Source organism: Ruegeria sp. CDSA236 (assembly GCF_059611285.1).
The window spans coordinates 57,566-72,713 of the sequence record NZ_JBXWPG010000010.1; the positions used below are offsets into that span (position 1 = coordinate 57,566).

Consider the following 15,148-nt stretch of genomic DNA (forward strand, 5'->3'; position numbering starts at 1 on the left):
CTTCGCTCAACCTCACCGTTGAATATCAACCCTACCGTACAGCGTCACGGCGAAGGTCAACAGTTTGCACCACGAAAATATACTGGTGCGGTGTTGTGTTGTCGCAACGACTTGCAGTTGACGCGGGTCCTTTGAAACTTCGAGCATAAGCTCTGCCCACAAGACTTTTCTCTCGCGTTAAGCCCTGAGAAGGAGCAGATGCATTCGGGCATCTGCCAATATTGCGAGGGTATGCTTTCGATTCGTCACCATGCCAGCACCTCTCATCAACAAACCGACTCCTAGGCGACACAATGTGTTTTACTCTCGACACAGGGTGCTTTTCACCTCCACAAGGGTGTTACGCCACTAAAGAGGGAAAAACCATGCGCTTGCTTTCTATACTTATTGTGACGGTTCTATTCACAACCGGCGCGGTTGCCCAAACAATCGACAGGATAACAAAAAACAACGAAATCCGATTTGGTTTTCGAACAGATGCTGCTCCGTTGTCTTACATTAACGACCAAGGTCGCCCGTTTGGTCTGTCACCGTTGATTTGCGATCATGTAGCGAAGGTAATTGCGCAGAAACTGGAATTGAAGGATTTGAATGTTCAGTTCATTCCGGTCGACTCTAAGGATCGTTTCGACAAAGTAGCTTCCGGAGAGGTGGATATGCTCTGCGGGGCAGCGTCGATTACACTTTCCCGACGCGAAATTGTTGATTTCTCAATTCCAACTTATGTCGATGGCACGTCCATATTGTTACCAATCGAGGCTGAGGGCACCATGGGTGCACTCGCGGGAAAGAAGGTTGGAATGAGAAGCAGCACAACAACAGAAGCGTCCGTTCTGAATTCATTTGAAGCTGCAGGTATCGACGCAGAAATGGTGCGGTTCGCTTCACACCCAGACGGTATCAAAGCACTTCGAGACGGTGAAATTGACGCCTATTTTGCAGATCAGTCGATTTTGCTGGTCAACTACATTGCTGCGGGACTAAAGGGCAAATTCAAACTATCCCAGGAAATACTGACGATAGAAAAGCAAGGATTGGCCATCGCGAGGGGTGACGATAACTTTCGACTCGTTGTCGATAGTATTCTGTCAGAAATGTATGCTCAGGGCACAATGGAAGAGATATTTCGTCTCGCTTTGCCGGGGGTGGAGCCGAGCGAAGCACTAAAAGCTCTGTACGTTTTCGCCCCCATTAATCCCTGAAGCTTGTCGCGCAAAACAGTTTTGTCGGGAGTTAATCGCCCTGCGCAATAGAAGCTGGCCTTGTAAGTAAATTGACGGCTCAAGCCAGCTTGACCAATGACCGTATTTTACTAAATGATCCTCCATTTGGCAGGCCAGTTGCCAGAATCACGGTCTTAGGCGATCCTTCGATAAATTGAAGGATCGCAATATGTTTAGATATATAATATTTGCTCTCAGTTTAAGCGCATCTAACGCCCTGTTTGCACAAGAGGCGTCCGATACTGTTGCAACGGAAGTTACGTCTGAGACTTCATCCGATCTTCTATCTGATGCTGAGTTGCAAACTTTGGTCGCCCCGGTGGCTCTTTTTCCCGACACTCTACTCATACAGATATTTGTTGCGGCCACTCAGCCACTGGAGATTGTTAAGGCAGAACGATATTTGTTGGATAACGCCGACCGCGACCCCGTAGAGCTCGAGCCGGAAATCGAAGCTATGGGCTGGGATCCGTCTGTAAGTGTATTGGCCACGGCGTTCCCCGAAGTCGTCGGTCAAATGGCCACCCACATCGATTGGACCGAGACAGTCGGCACCGCCATGCTGGCCCAGTCCGACGATGTACTGGATGCGGTGCAGGTAATGCGGGATCAGGCAATTGACAGCGGAGCTCTTGTTTCCGGGCCCGAGCAAACTGTCGAGGTATCTGATGAAGAAACGGTTGTAATTACTCCGACACAACCCGAAACAGTGTACGTCCCGCAATATAATCCCGAGACTGTCTATACCGGCCCGTCGACCGGGGACGTAGTGGGCGCGGCCTTGCTGACATTTGGTACCGTGGCGCTGATCGACGAGATTTTCGACGATGACGACGACTGGTATGACTATTGGGGGTGCCGGAATTGCGGCGGATGGGGCGGTGGCCCGATATACAGAAACCCGGACATCGACATAGACGTCGACGGCAACGTCAATATCGGTAACGATATAGATCTTGGTGACCGAACTGATATCGGATGGAAACCCGATCCTGACCGAAAAAAGGAAGCCCGGGACAAGATCGCTGATCACAAAAGGCCGGAAGGTGGTCGCGGCGACCTGCCTGTCAACCGCCCCGAGGGTCGCACGGACGAACTCCGCGCAAAACTGAGCCGTGAATCCGGTGCTGCAGACATTAGCAGGGGAGGCGCGGCAGCAGTTGCAGCTGGTGCAGGGGCGGGGGCTATCGCGAGCGGTGCTCTGGCCAATCGAGGTAGTGGGGGCAAGTCCTTGCCGCAGGTGAATCGCGGTAACGTTGATCGGGACAAGGCTGCTGCCAAGCAGCAGGCCATCGATCGGACGAAACGGCCAGATGCGGCGAAGAAGCCTGTCAAAAAGAAACCGCAAGCAGCTAAGAAACCTCAGGTAAAAAAGGCCACGGCTCAGCAAAAACCCGCTGCGTCCAAAGGTAAGGCTATGAAGAAAAAATCTTCAGGCGGCAAAGCTCACAAGGCGTCCAAACGGGGACATGCTGCCAAAGGCAAGGGGAGGCGGTAACATGCGTAAATCGGTTTTTTCTATTTTAGTGATCGCAGTGGCTACAGGACCGGCGTTTTCCGACGGTGCCCTGTTCGAAACTCCGCAAACCGCGCTGGACGCTTTTGTCGAAGCGTTAAGGGCCGATGATCAGAACAAGCTGCTCGAGATTTTCGGACCAGAGGCAGAAGATCTAATCGGAACGGGTGATCCGGTGGAAGATCAGCAAAGAAGGCGGGAAGTGCTTGGCATGTATGCTGAAGGATACCGCTTTCAGCCCGAGGATGATGGGGTTTTTCTTCTGCTTGGCGAAGATAGTTGGCCCTTTCCGATCCCAATTCTGAAAGCTGAGAATGGTTGGAAGTTTGATTTAGAAGCCGGGGTAGAGGAGCTTTCCGCCCGTGAAATCGGACTGAATGAATTGGAAGTAATCGAAACGCTTGAGGCCTATGTTGATCTTCAGGCGGCGTTTCGTCTTGTGGATCACAATGGCGATGGCGTCATGGAATTTGCCCAAACGATCATATCGGATCCCGGCGCACGAAACGGCCTCTTCTGGCCAGAAGAAGACAGTTTTGTCGGTGAAGCCCTTGCCCGAGCCACCGCCTCGGGGTGGAGCGACGGTGCGGATGATTTCGAACCCGAACCTTTCCTCGGTTACTACTTCGCAATTTTGCAGGGGCAGGGACCAAATGCTCCGGGTGGTGCCTATTCCTATTTTGTCGGCGATCGGTTCGTGGCGGGTCACGCCTTGATTGCGGTGCCTGCGGACTACGGAGAAACGGGTATCCATTCTTTTCTCGTGGGTGAAAACGGCACCGTGTTCGAAGCGGACTTTGGGCCGGATACGCTTGAAATAACAGCTGAGATATCGACCTATGATCCCGGCCCAAATTGGTCACCAGCCGAGTAAATTTAGATTGGCGGCGACGCTTTGTTGCCGGGCTTTGGTTTGACCGCTTTGTTGCCGCGTGCAGGTGTAGATTGAATGCAATTCTCGACTTAAGTGGCAATGGTTCGGGAAGGATCGATTTTGGGAAATCTAATTAATCGATGAAATAATTGCCCTTGATTCAATTCGACCCAATTTGCCCGCTATGGTTTGACCGAATGGCCGCATTGTCCCGCACTCCAGACCTCCGTGCGCCGTGCAGCATTGCTTCTGCAGCGAATGTCTTCTCTGACGGGCCACGCTGCAGCATCGCCAATATCGGGCGAAGGTCTGGATTGGGCTGGTTCAGCCAGGCGACGGGTCATAATGAGCACGGATCTTGCAAAACATCCGAACTCCGTTGTGAGCCCTTCTTCTCCAACCTCCTGCGATGCAGCGAATATTGGCTTCGATAGATGCGGCATGCATTGAAACAAAGTAGTCGGGGTTCCGTCCAACGTTTGTGCCACGTGAGGAATCCGTGATCGACTTTGAACTTGCGTTGGTCAAACTCAGTTGCTCATACGATAATGCTTTAGTACCAGCGGATAATTCGACGGAAAACTCCAGACTGCTTCGCCTGTGGCGCGAACAAGTCCACGCGCCTGAGGGGGCCGGTCTGTAAGCAGAGTAAGGAACAAGTCACTGCTGGCCCACGGTGAAGACCGGAAATACCAATGACCATTTCCTGCACTGGTCTCTTCAGCCCTGGTCACATCGATGATGTGCAGGGAACCGATCTCTGACAGTTGATTCTGGAAGATCGATGCGTTTATTGCTTCGTCAGAAACCTGACCCAGACGGTCCCGTCCGAAAACGAACCGCGACATGGCGAGCGCTGAATCGGTCTGCGACTGATAAAGTGTCACATCTGAAACCGCATCAAGCAGGCCGTCTTCAATCGCCTGTAAAAAGTAGCTGCGATCAAGGTCGCTACTGATCAGAATCAAATGCCCCAGCCGCGGTTTAGGGCTCGACCGAAGTGCAATCTGGTAAGCTGTTTCAAATGCGAGTCTCGAACCTGCGCTGTATCCTATGAGATGAATGCGGCGCGTGCTTGTTTGCTTTGACAGGTATTCGATAAGGGATCGAAGGTTGCGGCGCGTCGACAACGCGGATTCTTGATCACGAAAATACGCGAGCCGATGGGGTGTTGCAGGCCAGTTGTAGCTGATGAATGCGTCCTGATAGCCCAGAAAATGCTGTAACTCTTTGGAAACAAGCGTCGAGTAATCAAAATCGACGTTGTAGCCATGGATGTAGATGAAGATGTCTTTGTTGCGAGAGGATGCAAGTTGATCCTCAATCTTCTCGGCAAAACGACGACCGACCGCCTCCATATCTTGTTGTGACGGAGGGTCTTCAAGATAACGCGTGACACTAAATGGCATGACGCCAATCTCTTGGACGTGAGAGACGCTGAGATTGTAATCCGTTGCTCGTCGGCTCGTCATAGTGATGCGGCGAAGATCTTCCCATGAATCCAGTCGGGGATCGATCTGCACGTTGGTGATACCGGTGCGCAGGAGGTGACCGCGTTCATTATTGTAAAAGGCTTGTGGGTCGCCCGGAACTGCAGGCATTCGATCCGTCGCGTAGAACAGCTGCGAGCGCTGATTGAAATTTTCGGCAGTGATATCAACGAAAGGGTCAAAGGCGGCCTCGGCGTAGACCGTTGGCGAGGGCATCAACTCAACTTCGTCATAGATATTTGCTCCGCAAGCGGCGAGTGCACAGCAAGAACACGCGATTGCCAAATGCAGAGCCGGAGCAATCAGTCGCCTGCTTGTTCCTTTCGTCAAATGTTTGCGCCAGATTGTTCGACCTCGGCTCTTATTGTCGGTCACACGCCTGTGGGCATCACCGCTTACGTCCCGGCGCAACTCAAGGATCCCCGATCTGTTTGTGTTTGGTGTCGCCATCTTTCGCATCATGCCGGTACTCAGAAGCTGTAAGTCACACCCAACACGGGCCCCGATTGTGAAAGCTTGAACCTGTCTTGACCTTCACCTTTGTCGACCATGATGTAGCGATAGCCTGCACGCAGATTCCACTTTGGGGTGATGGCATAACCTACCGTCGCTATGAACTGCGCCGTTTCGCGGTCTGAGCGAAACCCACCATAGTCGGCCAAGGCTACGGCCGACCACCGGTCATTGATCTGATACCGGATACGGGCCGCGATCAGAGGGTCTAACCAATCATCGCTGGTCTTTGCACTTGGCGGCGGGGTGGGCCCACCGACCAGAGTGATTGTACTGCTTGTCGCAAACCAACGAAACCCGCCCCCTAAATCCACTGCCAGGTTTTGGGCCTGATAGGCTGTGTAAGCGGCATACCCACTGAAGAACTGAGTCTGCAGACTGGTTTCAGCGCCGCTGAACACCGGGCCGGGGGTATCACCGTCAAAGGACAGGTCTGTGCGCATGTAATCCGCGATCAACGACCATCGGCCATTTCGCGCCTCAAGTGTACCCATGAATGCCAGATCAAGGTTTTTAACCGCATCACTGAAGCTCAGCTCCGACTCCAGCGAGCCAATGGTTGTCTTGGTGTCTGCGCCGTACATGTAGAAGCTGCCGTAAAAGCCCCAATCGGTATCCTGTGCCACAACTTCTGATCCGCCGAGGAGCGTCGTCGCCGCAACTAGAAAGCTGCCGACGATGCCTCGTTTTTGTATCCACTCCATGGCCTGCTCCCCTTTTCTACCTATCCCGAGTTTGAAGCGCGGCAAAAGTATGTTGCGCCTTATTCCTGTTACGCTTCACAATCGCATTCGACCGGGTCGAGTATCGGAACAGATGCCTCGTGGCGATTCAGTTCGTGGATGCGAAAATCGGAAGGTGTTTGTCCCGTCCATTTCTTGAATGCCCGTGTCATAGCGGTTGCGTCAGAATACCCTAGCTGGTCGGCGATATCGCCCACTGACGTCTCAGACCTGGAAAGCAGGTGTTTAGCACGGTCGCATTTGGCTTCGATGACTATGCGCGACAATGATGTCCCATAAGCCGCAAGTCGGCGATTGAGAACAGCACCACGAGCACCGCATGCCCTGGCAAGCGCCGTAACTGAAAAGTCATTTCGCCCAACCATTGAGTTGGCAACGCTCTGGAGCGAACTCAGTAAGTCTGTTGGTACCGGGTTTTTGTCGTCCTGGCCTGCCGGAATGCCATCAGCGGCGGTTCGGTTAACCAAATCATGCAGAAGCCAGGGGCTTGGGAAGCGGAAGGAATACCCGTCTGGGCCCGCACCTACTGCCCTGATACCATAGAAGTATGACGGGAGCAGATCAGGACGGTTCACCCGAACAAGAACCTTGTTCGCTTCCCAATTCTGACCAGCGGTTTCATGCAGTAACGTGGCCCACCGGCTGATCTGAAACGCATCCATATAGGCTGGAGAGCAGTGCGGCGTGAACCTGCGCTTAGCAGAAAGCACCGCGTAATCTCCAGAGACATCTAGTGTCATCGTGACCGCATTTGTATTGTTGCCTGCATGAACGCAGAACCTGCCGATGAAATCAGCCAGGGAATTGGCGGTCCGAAAGGCCTGCCCAAATGGGGATGAAACGGTCGGATCTGAAGTCTGGCCAACCAGTGCTGGAAAATCTGGTGATGTGTTTTGCGCGACGGCTTCGAACACGGCGTAGATCGTATCGTGTGGAATGAAGCAATTTGGGGCGCTCAACTCTGAAAACGCAAGATCGAACCCTGCAAGGAGGTCTTCTACGGATCGACCGGATTCCCGATAAGCCACCAACAGCGGTAAGAGAACCCGCCCGCGCGCAAGTGGCGGTGTCCTGTGCTGAGCGTTCCCGTCCTGGCCCGTCATCCTACATCCTACACGTACTACAATGAAAATTTTGAGCACTCCAAACATAGTCCGGCGCAGCTCGGCGTCCCTGACCTGTGTCAAAGCCAAACACACTTTTTGAATTGAGAAAGTCAGGCTCCAGCTGGCAAGGTTTGAGAGCACAGAGCCTTACCATCCGCTGATCTCAGTCTAAAAATTGACATCCCAACAAGAATGATTGGTCAGCCGCATGGGCGTAAAACAAGAAGAATATCAGACAGGTTGGTCAATGCGCGTTTGCAACCTGTCATTTTGAACCAGTTTTCCGACACGGTTGTTCCAATCGGTCAGGGTATACATTCGAGTTTTGTGTTTTGTTGAAAAACAACGACCATGGTTCCAATTGTAGAGTTTCTGCAACCCACCAATTGAGGGGCGTGAGAATGCCCGCCTGAGCAGGTGTCGGGACCATCAAGCAATGTATTGCAATAATTGGTTAGTGGAGCGGCAAATGATCAATCACACGCGCAAATGCTGGAAGCTGGCGGCCTTGGCTGCAGCGTTGGGGAGCTCCGCGACGGCTCAGAGCTTTGATACCACAGTTGATGCACTTGCCGAGACATACGAGGTGCCGGTCACAATAAGTAACTTTGTTCGGGCTGCGACTGACAACGAATTGAAAACGTATGACAGGCTGGCCGGAGGCGTAAACCAGTTCTTCCACTTCAATGAACCCACGCCCATCGACAATCAGCCCACTATCCGGATGAACCGGGACACACTCTATAGCGTTGCGGTTATCGACATCAGCAAAGGCGCAACCTTGACACTGCCCGATGTGGGCGACCGGTACATGACAACGATGGTGGTCAATCAGAACCATTTCATCAATGAAGTATTTGATGGCGGTGGTGTGTTTCAGCTCGACATGGACACATTTGACACCCCCTACGTACTTGTTTTCATGAGAATACTGGTGGATGCCGAGAGTCCGGAGGACATCGCGGCAGTCAACACAATTCAGGACGGGTTCACTATCGAAGCTGCCTCGGCAACGCCCTTCGAGATGCCCAATTATGACACCGAAAGCTTCGCGGCCGTGCGTCAGGCCGCGATTGAGTTGGGCAGGTTTGCAACAGACAGCGTTCGGACCTTTGGCACGGCAGAACACGTCGACCCGTTGCGCCATTTCTTGGGCACCGCAGCCGGCTTTGGAGGTCTACCAGAAGAAGAAGCCTTTTATCTCAATATCGAGCCCGGCCTGCCGCTCGGCGAATACTATATCCAGGTGCCGGCGGATGTTCCCGTAAACGCATTCTGGTCCGTGAGCCTGTACAATGCAGACGGATTCTTTGAACTCAATTCCCTCGACGCCTACGTGGTCAACTCGGTTTCGGGCACCCAGAACGACGATGGCAGTGTGACCGTGCATTTCGGCGGTTGCGACGATGGCCGCGTGAACTGCCTTCCAATCATGGACGGCTGGAACTACGCCGTGCGCTTGTATCAGCCCGGTTCCGAGGTCATCGACGGAAGTTGGGTATTCCCGACCGTGCAACCCGTGAACTGAATGACAGGATGCAAAAATGAAGAAGCTTTTTCTGGCAATCGCCCTGACACTCCCGACAGGGGTCTGGGCCGAGGACGTGGTTGATGTGACCGTGGACAATCTCGTGCGCGCGGAAACCGACCATATGTTCCGCACTAACATGAGTAATCTCGGCTTGGCCGTTGGCGAGTTAGGGCATATGCGCGAAGCCACAACACCTGACAATCAGCCGGTGATCCGAATGAACCAGGATACGCTTTACTCTGCGGTTCTGCTCGATTTGACCGAACCCGTCGAAGTTACGCTCCCCGAGGCGGATGGCCGTTACATCTCGATGCATGTCATCAACCAGGATCATTTCATGTACGCCGAGGCAACGCCCGGCACGTACCTGATCACCAAAGAAGACCTTGGTACGCCTTTCGGATTCATTGCCTTCCGCACTTTTGTAGATGTAACTGACCCACAAGACATCGCTGCGGCGCGGGCGGCGCAGGATCAGATTGTTGTCAGTGGCGGTGGAACTGGTCCGTTTGATGCGCCCAACTGGAATACCGAACAACTTGCCGTAGCGCGTCAGGCAATCAGCGATTTGTCCCTGCTGGGCATCGATACGTCGCGTGCCTTTGGTAGAGCCAAAGAGGACGTTGACCCGGTTCAGTTTCTGGTTGGGGCGCTCTCGGGTTGGGGCGGCCTGCCCCCAGAGGCAGCGATTTACCTGTTGGGCGCGGTCGATGCGAACGATGGAGAAACGCCACACGCGGTTACAGTTAAGGATGTCCCGGTTCGGGCGTTCTGGTCGGTGACCGTCTATAATGGCGAGGGTTTCCTGGCTGCTAATGATCTGGGTGTTAACAGCTACAACGGCTATACGGCCCAAGCCGCGGAAGACGGATCAGTCACACTCCATTTTGGTGGGTGCGACGACGGCCGCGTGAACTGCCTTCCGATCACTCCGGGCTGGAACTATGCTGTCCGCCTCTACGAGCCAGAGGATGCAATCCTGAGCGGTAGTTGGTCGTTCCCGACGGTGGAACCGATCAACTAGGCCACTCGCCCATCCCGCCTTTCAAAAAGGAGTACACGGCCATGCGTCGATCCCATGCACTTGTGGGGCTGTTTTTTGCAGCCAGCGTAGGAACCTCAACCGTTGCAGACGAGGCCGCCGATTTGGCCCAGGAACTGGCCAACCCGCTTGCTGCCATCATCTCGGTTCCGTTTCAGTTGAACTATGATGATAACCTGGGTGTCTCTGATCAGGGGTCGCGCACCACGTTGAACTTTCAGCCAGTCGTGCCCTTTGAACTTAACAATGACCTTAACCTGATCACCCGTACTATCATTCCTTACATCTGGCAGGAAGACATTGTCCCGGGGACGCGTCAGGAAGGGGTCGGCGATATTCTGTTCTCCGCATGGTTTTCTCCTACAGGAACAGGGGATCTGACATGGGGCATTGGTCCGGTTGTGCGGTTACCGACCTTTAGCGACGTGTCAAGCGACACCTGGGCCGCCGGGATCACCGGCATTGCCCTGCGTCAGACCGGGCCTTGGACCTATGGCGCGCTGGCCAATCATCTGTGGGATCTGGAGAGCCACCCCGAAACCCCCACGAATGTGAGTTTTCTCCAGCCTTTTCTTGCTTATTCCACTGAAGGTGCCTGGACCTATTCACTGCAAAGCGAAAGCACCTATGACTGGGAGGCTGAAGCCTGGGCTGTGCCAGTTAACGCATCGGTGTCACGGCTGGTGCAATGGGGGGCGGTGCCGGTCAATTTACAAGCCGGGGCCGGCTATTGGCTTGAGGCACCCAAAGTGGGTGCGGAGGGCGTTCGTTTTCGCCTCCAAGCCCAAGTCGTCGTGCCCAGAAGGCGCTGACGTTTAGCGCAGGCTCTGATTGTTAAATGCGGAAGTCAGGGAGTCTTGATGGCAGAGCAGATGATAGGCAATGTTGCTAGCGCATGTCGAGCTCGCACCTAATCTTCAGAAGTTGCAATCGCCTCAAGCTAGGTCGCATACATTGGTGCTTTGATAAGGCAATGGTAGTACCTCCATCAGTCCAGGGAGAAAGGATCTAGAAGTCGTAAATTCCGTAAAGCAATCCTTGGCCCGCGCGCTGCGAAAGACTGCTTTCCCGACTGTGTGAATTGACCGTTCCAGCCTCGCTGCGCGTTGCACCAATGGCCGGTTTCATCGCCGCGTCACAGCGCCAGATTTCGAGTGCATGTAGCATTTCTTCCGTTGCGAGCCTGCGCCGCGAAAAATAACAATGACCGGGTTGGGCTCAAAGCCGTCATCTGACAGTTTTGTAAGGTTCAAACGATCAGAAGTGGTGGTCGATGTCTGCTGTGCGGACAAACTTGCCCCTGGTATTCTCCGCCCGAATGACCGCTTTGTACGCTTTGTGATCGCGGCGAAAAACATCTCTGGCGGGAAGTAGGCCTTCGGTGGTGATGTAAAACTGAACGGTTGCTGGATAAGATCAAACCTTCAATCTGACAGAAACAGTAAACTTCTTTCTGTGGAGAAAGCCTCTGATTGATTTGTGTAAATTGCAAGATTATCGAAGTCCTTTTGATCTGTTTGAAACGAACCCACGTTGTTGGCTTCGAGTACTGATTGATGGACCAAACCAAGATTAAGAGGCCAAGAAGGTTTTTCCGTGAGGACCAAAGGCGGCAATTGCCCAGCACCTGCACTCCGAATTTCTCTGGTAGGAAACTGAAAACACCGCATTTTCAGTTCCTGAGTCTCTAGTATCCGGACCTGATACCGAGAGGCTTCCAAACAATAAGGCCAAGCCATCTTTTCGCATGGAAATACCGTTCATCCAACGTTCACATTCTATATATGCGCTTTTCATCTCTGCGAGCCATATTGTCCTACTGAAATTAAATACCGTTGGTTCACAGAAACAACCGACGAGCAGGGGATCGTCTGTGACAAAGACTGGAAGTAGGTCAGCGCAACGCAAGTTGAGAATTTTTCGCTACCTAACCTGCGCCGTTTTATTGGCTTTCACTTTTCTGATTGGCGACAGTCAATTCAATAAAGTAGCGGCGCAGACTGCTAGTTTCAGGTCTGTTGATACGAATTCTGACGGTGTCTTGAGCTTGAATGAGCTGTCCGCCGCCTTTGGAGAAGTTGGTGCGCGGCGGCTTCTTGAAGACATTGATCGCAACCGAGACAATCGCATCACGATCCTTGAGTTACGGTGGGGAACAAAAAACAAGATAGGTAGCACTGGTGACCGCGGCGGTCGTGGAGATCGAACTAAAGGTCAAGATGATCGCGGATCTAATTACGAAGGGGCTAGTGAACGGGATGGAGACGATGACCGTGGCGACGATCGGAACGATGATGACTGACCGAAAACCGTTCGTTTGCGCACTCTAAGTGACTGTCCGCAAGGACAAACCGGAGATCGAACTAGCATCAGATTGCTTTGAGACAGAAACGAGGACCCTGAAAAGTGTTCATTTGCCGTTCATTCGTTTGCATGCCAATCCTTCATTCCACTTTGCAAATGTTCTCACATCACTTTGGCAAAACGATTTCACTGAACAGCCAGTTACGGAGCAATGCATGACACAGTTTCCCCAAACCTCGCATATTGCCTGCGAAATCGCAAAATGGGCGTTTACAACCCGCAGAGTTGACCGGTCCGATGTACATGGACTTTCCGCGCAGTTGGATACTGCAAAGGCAGGGGATCTTATCCTCTGTGAGATCGCCGAGATTGGTCATCACAAGAAAATCCAATTAGCGGAACGTCGCGCCTCTGTCAGTTACCCAGGCGATTACGTTGTTCTATGCTTGGGTGACCGATACGCACCAGACCAATTTCTTGCCAGCGCGGTGATTGATGATGATCTTATCGATCTCGTTGCCGGTGGCGGCGTCGCAGGTCGCGTAGACGCCGCGCATGATTGCATGGATGATCCAACACGGTTAAAGCCAATCGGCCTTTTGACCAATGCCAAGGGTCAGGTGATCAACGTGGCAGATTATGCGTTACCATCGATGCCGACCAACGAGCGCGTAACGGTCATTGGTGTTTTTGGAGCCTCAATGAATTCAGGAAAAACTACAGCCGCATCAAGCCTTGGCCATGGGTTGATGCGCTCTGGATATGCCGTCGCCGGTGTCAAAGCCACCGGAACCGGGGCCTTTGGTGACTTCAACAGTTTCGAAGATGGGGGCGCGCCAGCTCTTGATTTCACTGACGTAGGAATGGCGACCACGTATCGAATGCCATTTGAAGCGATCGAATCCGGATTTGATACACTGGTTGCAACTGCAGCGTCGCGCGGTGCCGAAGTCGTGGTTGTCGAGATCGCTGATGGCGTCTTCCAGCAGGAAACACGGGCAATCTTACAATCCTCACGCATTCGGGATCGATTGGACGGCATTTTATTCGCTGCGCCGGACGCGCTGAGTGCGTTGGGCGGTGTAACCGTTCTAAATAATGTGGGTCTCAGCCCATTTGCGGTATCCGGAAAGGTCAGTTGTTCCCCGTTGGCTGCTGCTGAAGCTGCAGAAGTAACCAGCCGCCCAATTTTAACACGCGAAGATCTTTGGTCGCCAGCGATTATCGCCCAACATGTTGCACCGTTGATGCGACGCGACCGCGAAGATGTGGCCGCATGAACCCCCTCCCAAGACTGGCCACAAGGGACCGCATCATTGATGCGGTCCTCGTGGTATCCTGCGGAATCGTGCAGGCTATTGCGCTTGCTTTCGCAGCGTTTGCTACACGAGATGCTTTTGCGGCACTTCACGCCGGGGATGTACTTGCAACAAATACTGTCTTGCAACTGGGGGTCTCCGGTACCGTCGCAGCAGCATGTCTCTTCTTTTCACGATATCGGGCAGAAGCGCTTGGCCAGAGTTACACAATTTCACTGCGCCGGACGCTTTATCGACAGATTGCGCGACTTCCAAAGTCCCGACATGAAAAACGCCGAGTTGGAGCGTTGTCCCTAAGGTTTGTCGGTGACTTATCTGCAGCGCGACTTTGGTTTGGTCGCGGATTGCCGGATGCATGGTCTGCAATGATTGTGATCCCTGGCGCGGTATCCATTCTCTATTTTCTCGACCCTATGCTTGCGATCAATGGTATCGCCTCGCTGAGTGTTGCACTGGTCGCAATGGGGTTGCTGGCCTGGCATCTCGTTCGGCGCCATCAAAAACTTCGTCGAAATCGAGCCAACATTGCTATTTCCATGATTGAACGCATTTCTATCGCACCTGAATTAGACCAGATGGGTCGAACCGACCGTGAACTGCGCAAGCTTGACAAACAGGGCGCATGTTTGCGCAGTGATGCGCTGGCACGTCGCGGTAGAACAACCAGCCTGCAGGCGGTCTTGCAGCTGGGTGTGGCGTTAACCGCTCTGCTGATGCTTTGGCAGGCCAGTCGGTACGCCATTGCTCCGTCGACAGTTGCAGCTTGCCTGTCGGTATTGGCGTTGATTGCCCTTCCGTTACAAAATCTGGCTGAGGCGTGGGACCAATATTGCGCGTGGAGGGTCGCCCGTGAAAAAGCCGAGAAGCTGCTTTCGGAACCAGAAGTGACCAGATCTGCAATAAACCTAAACGACCCGATTACCATCAAGGTGGCCGGAGAGCTTGATCAGGAGCCCATCTCATTTGTGGCTCCGCCGGGATCAGTTTCCAAATTAACAGATATACATGCAAACAGCCTCGCGCGTATCATCGCCGGGCTAGACGCAAACGATGGCATTGATGTCTGTTATGGTGGGGGAGTTAGTACCCCGAAGATCGCCTTTATCGGAGACAACCATGTTGGACTTCAGGGAAGTTTGCGACGATCCGCAACGCTGAGCTGTCGGAGACGACCGAGCGATCTGAGGATAGCAACGGTTATGCGGGTTTTTGGGCTGTCCGATCTCCTCGCGGCGCCCCGCGGCCTAGATCAACGGTTGGCGGAGAACGGTAAAGGTCTTTTGCCACTCCAGACTCTGCAATTGGATCTCGTGCGCGCTGTTCTCGGCAAAGCTGATGTCGTCATCATCGCGTCAGTCAGGTGGATGTCATGCTGGCATCACACGGTTGAATTGCTCGAAACTCTGCAGGAGTTTTCGTCGGCCACCATCATTTTGGCCGAACACGCCATCCCGCTTAGTTTAGAACAGAATTCAAGGGTTATTTGA

12 protein-coding genes are annotated in these 15,148 nt (G+C 53.2%); 9 read left to right on the forward strand and 3 right to left on the reverse strand.

The features are described from left to right. Positions 1-365: 365 nt before the first annotated feature. From AC2FLB_RS15530 to AC2FLB_RS15540, 3 genes are all read left to right on the forward strand, one after another. A complete protein-coding gene (locus tag AC2FLB_RS15530) occupies positions 366-1,202 on the forward strand; it encodes an amino acid ABC transporter substrate-binding protein (RefSeq protein WP_496709591.1) in 837 nt (278 codons plus the stop codon). A 190-nt stretch (positions 1,203-1,392) separates the two neighbouring features. Continuing rightward, complete coding sequence (locus AC2FLB_RS15535; RefSeq protein WP_142639955.1) at positions 1,393-2,721, forward strand: DUF3300 domain-containing protein; 1,329 nt, start codon at positions 1,393-1,395, stop codon at positions 2,719-2,721. Between the two features lies 1 nt (position 2,722). Next, entirely contained in the window at positions 2,723-3,613 is an 891-nt protein-coding gene (locus tag AC2FLB_RS15540) for a DUF2950 family protein (protein WP_496709592.1), read from the forward strand. A 530-nt stretch (positions 3,614-4,143) separates the two neighbouring features. On the opposite strand, the gene AC2FLB_RS15545 is transcribed toward AC2FLB_RS15540, so the two are convergent. The 3 genes from AC2FLB_RS15545 to AC2FLB_RS15555 form a co-directional block, all read right to left on the reverse strand. Continuing rightward, positions 4,144-5,478, reverse strand: coding sequence for an alpha/beta hydrolase (locus tag AC2FLB_RS15545; RefSeq protein ID WP_496709593.1), 1,335 nt, complete (start codon positions 5,476-5,478; stop codon positions 4,144-4,146). Positions 5,479-5,573: 95 nt separating this feature from the next. Continuing rightward, the gene (locus AC2FLB_RS15550; RefSeq protein ID WP_496692144.1) at positions 5,574-6,320 is read right to left on the reverse strand and encodes a porin family protein; all 747 of its coding nucleotides are present in this window, start codon (positions 6,318-6,320) and stop codon (positions 5,574-5,576) included. 68 nt (positions 6,321-6,388) lie between these two features. Further along, positions 6,389-7,462, reverse strand: coding sequence for an AraC family transcriptional regulator (locus tag AC2FLB_RS15555; RefSeq protein WP_496692145.1), 1,074 nt, complete (start codon positions 7,460-7,462; stop codon positions 6,389-6,391). A gap of 472 nt (positions 7,463-7,934) precedes the next feature. Between AC2FLB_RS15555 and AC2FLB_RS15560 the strand changes: the two genes are divergently transcribed. The 6 genes from AC2FLB_RS15560 (at position 7,935) to AC2FLB_RS15585 (ending at position 15,148) form a co-directional block, all read left to right on the forward strand. Next, positions 7,935-8,993 carry a DUF1214 domain-containing protein gene (locus AC2FLB_RS15560; protein ID WP_496692146.1) on the forward strand — a complete coding sequence of 353 codons (1,059 nt, stop codon included), beginning with the start codon at positions 7,935-7,937 and terminating at the stop codon, positions 8,991-8,993. 16 nt (positions 8,994-9,009) lie between these two features. Beyond that, entirely contained in the window at positions 9,010-10,020 is a 1,011-nt protein-coding gene (locus AC2FLB_RS15565; RefSeq protein WP_496709594.1) for a DUF1254 domain-containing protein, read from the forward strand. 41 nt (positions 10,021-10,061) lie between these two features. After that, entirely contained in the window at positions 10,062-10,850 is a 789-nt protein-coding gene (locus AC2FLB_RS15570; protein WP_496709595.1) for a transporter, read from the forward strand. A gap of 1,061 nt (positions 10,851-11,911) precedes the next feature. Continuing rightward, positions 11,912-12,340, forward strand: a complete 429-nt coding sequence (locus tag AC2FLB_RS15575; RefSeq protein WP_496692151.1) for an EF-hand domain-containing protein — start codon at positions 11,912-11,914, stop codon at positions 12,338-12,340. Positions 12,341-12,557: 217 nt separating this feature from the next. Next, complete coding sequence (locus AC2FLB_RS15580; protein ID WP_496709596.1) at positions 12,558-13,622, forward strand: hypothetical protein; 1,065 nt, start codon at positions 12,558-12,560, stop codon at positions 13,620-13,622. Beyond that, positions 13,619-15,148, forward strand: coding sequence for an ABC transporter transmembrane domain-containing protein (locus tag AC2FLB_RS15585; protein WP_496709597.1), 1,530 nt, complete (start codon positions 13,619-13,621; stop codon positions 15,146-15,148). The genes AC2FLB_RS15580 and AC2FLB_RS15585 overlap by 4 nt, the downstream gene beginning before the upstream one ends.

Excerpts from the sequence above, each read along its gene's own strand:
- AC2FLB_RS15540 (WP_496709592.1), top strand. The coding sequence starts at position 2,723 with ATGCGTAAATCGGTTTTTTCTATTTTAGTGATCGCAGTGGCTACAGGA.
- AC2FLB_RS15560 (WP_496692146.1), top strand. The coding sequence starts at position 7,935 with ATGATCAATCACACGCGCAAATGCTGGAAGCTGGCGGCCTTGGCTGCA.
- AC2FLB_RS15555 (WP_496692145.1), bottom strand. The coding sequence starts at position 7,462 with ATGACGGGCCAGGACGGGAACGCTCAGCACAGGACACCGCCACTTGCG.
- AC2FLB_RS15580 (WP_496709596.1), top strand. The coding sequence starts at position 12,558 with ATGACACAGTTTCCCCAAACCTCGCATATTGCCTGCGAAATCGCAAAA.
- AC2FLB_RS15570 (WP_496709595.1), top strand. The coding sequence starts at position 10,062 with ATGCGTCGATCCCATGCACTTGTGGGGCTGTTTTTTGCAGCCAGCGTA.
- AC2FLB_RS15535 (WP_142639955.1), top strand. The coding sequence starts at position 1,393 with ATGTTTAGATATATAATATTTGCTCTCAGTTTAAGCGCATCTAACGCC.
- AC2FLB_RS15530 (WP_496709591.1), top strand. The coding sequence starts at position 366 with ATGCGCTTGCTTTCTATACTTATTGTGACGGTTCTATTCACAACCGGC.
- AC2FLB_RS15550 (WP_496692144.1), bottom strand. The coding sequence starts at position 6,320 with ATGGAGTGGATACAAAAACGAGGCATCGTCGGCAGCTTTCTAGTTGCG.
- AC2FLB_RS15585 (WP_496709597.1), top strand. The coding sequence starts at position 13,619 with ATGAACCCCCTCCCAAGACTGGCCACAAGGGACCGCATCATTGATGCG.
- AC2FLB_RS15565 (WP_496709594.1), top strand. The coding sequence starts at position 9,010 with ATGAAGAAGCTTTTTCTGGCAATCGCCCTGACACTCCCGACAGGGGTC.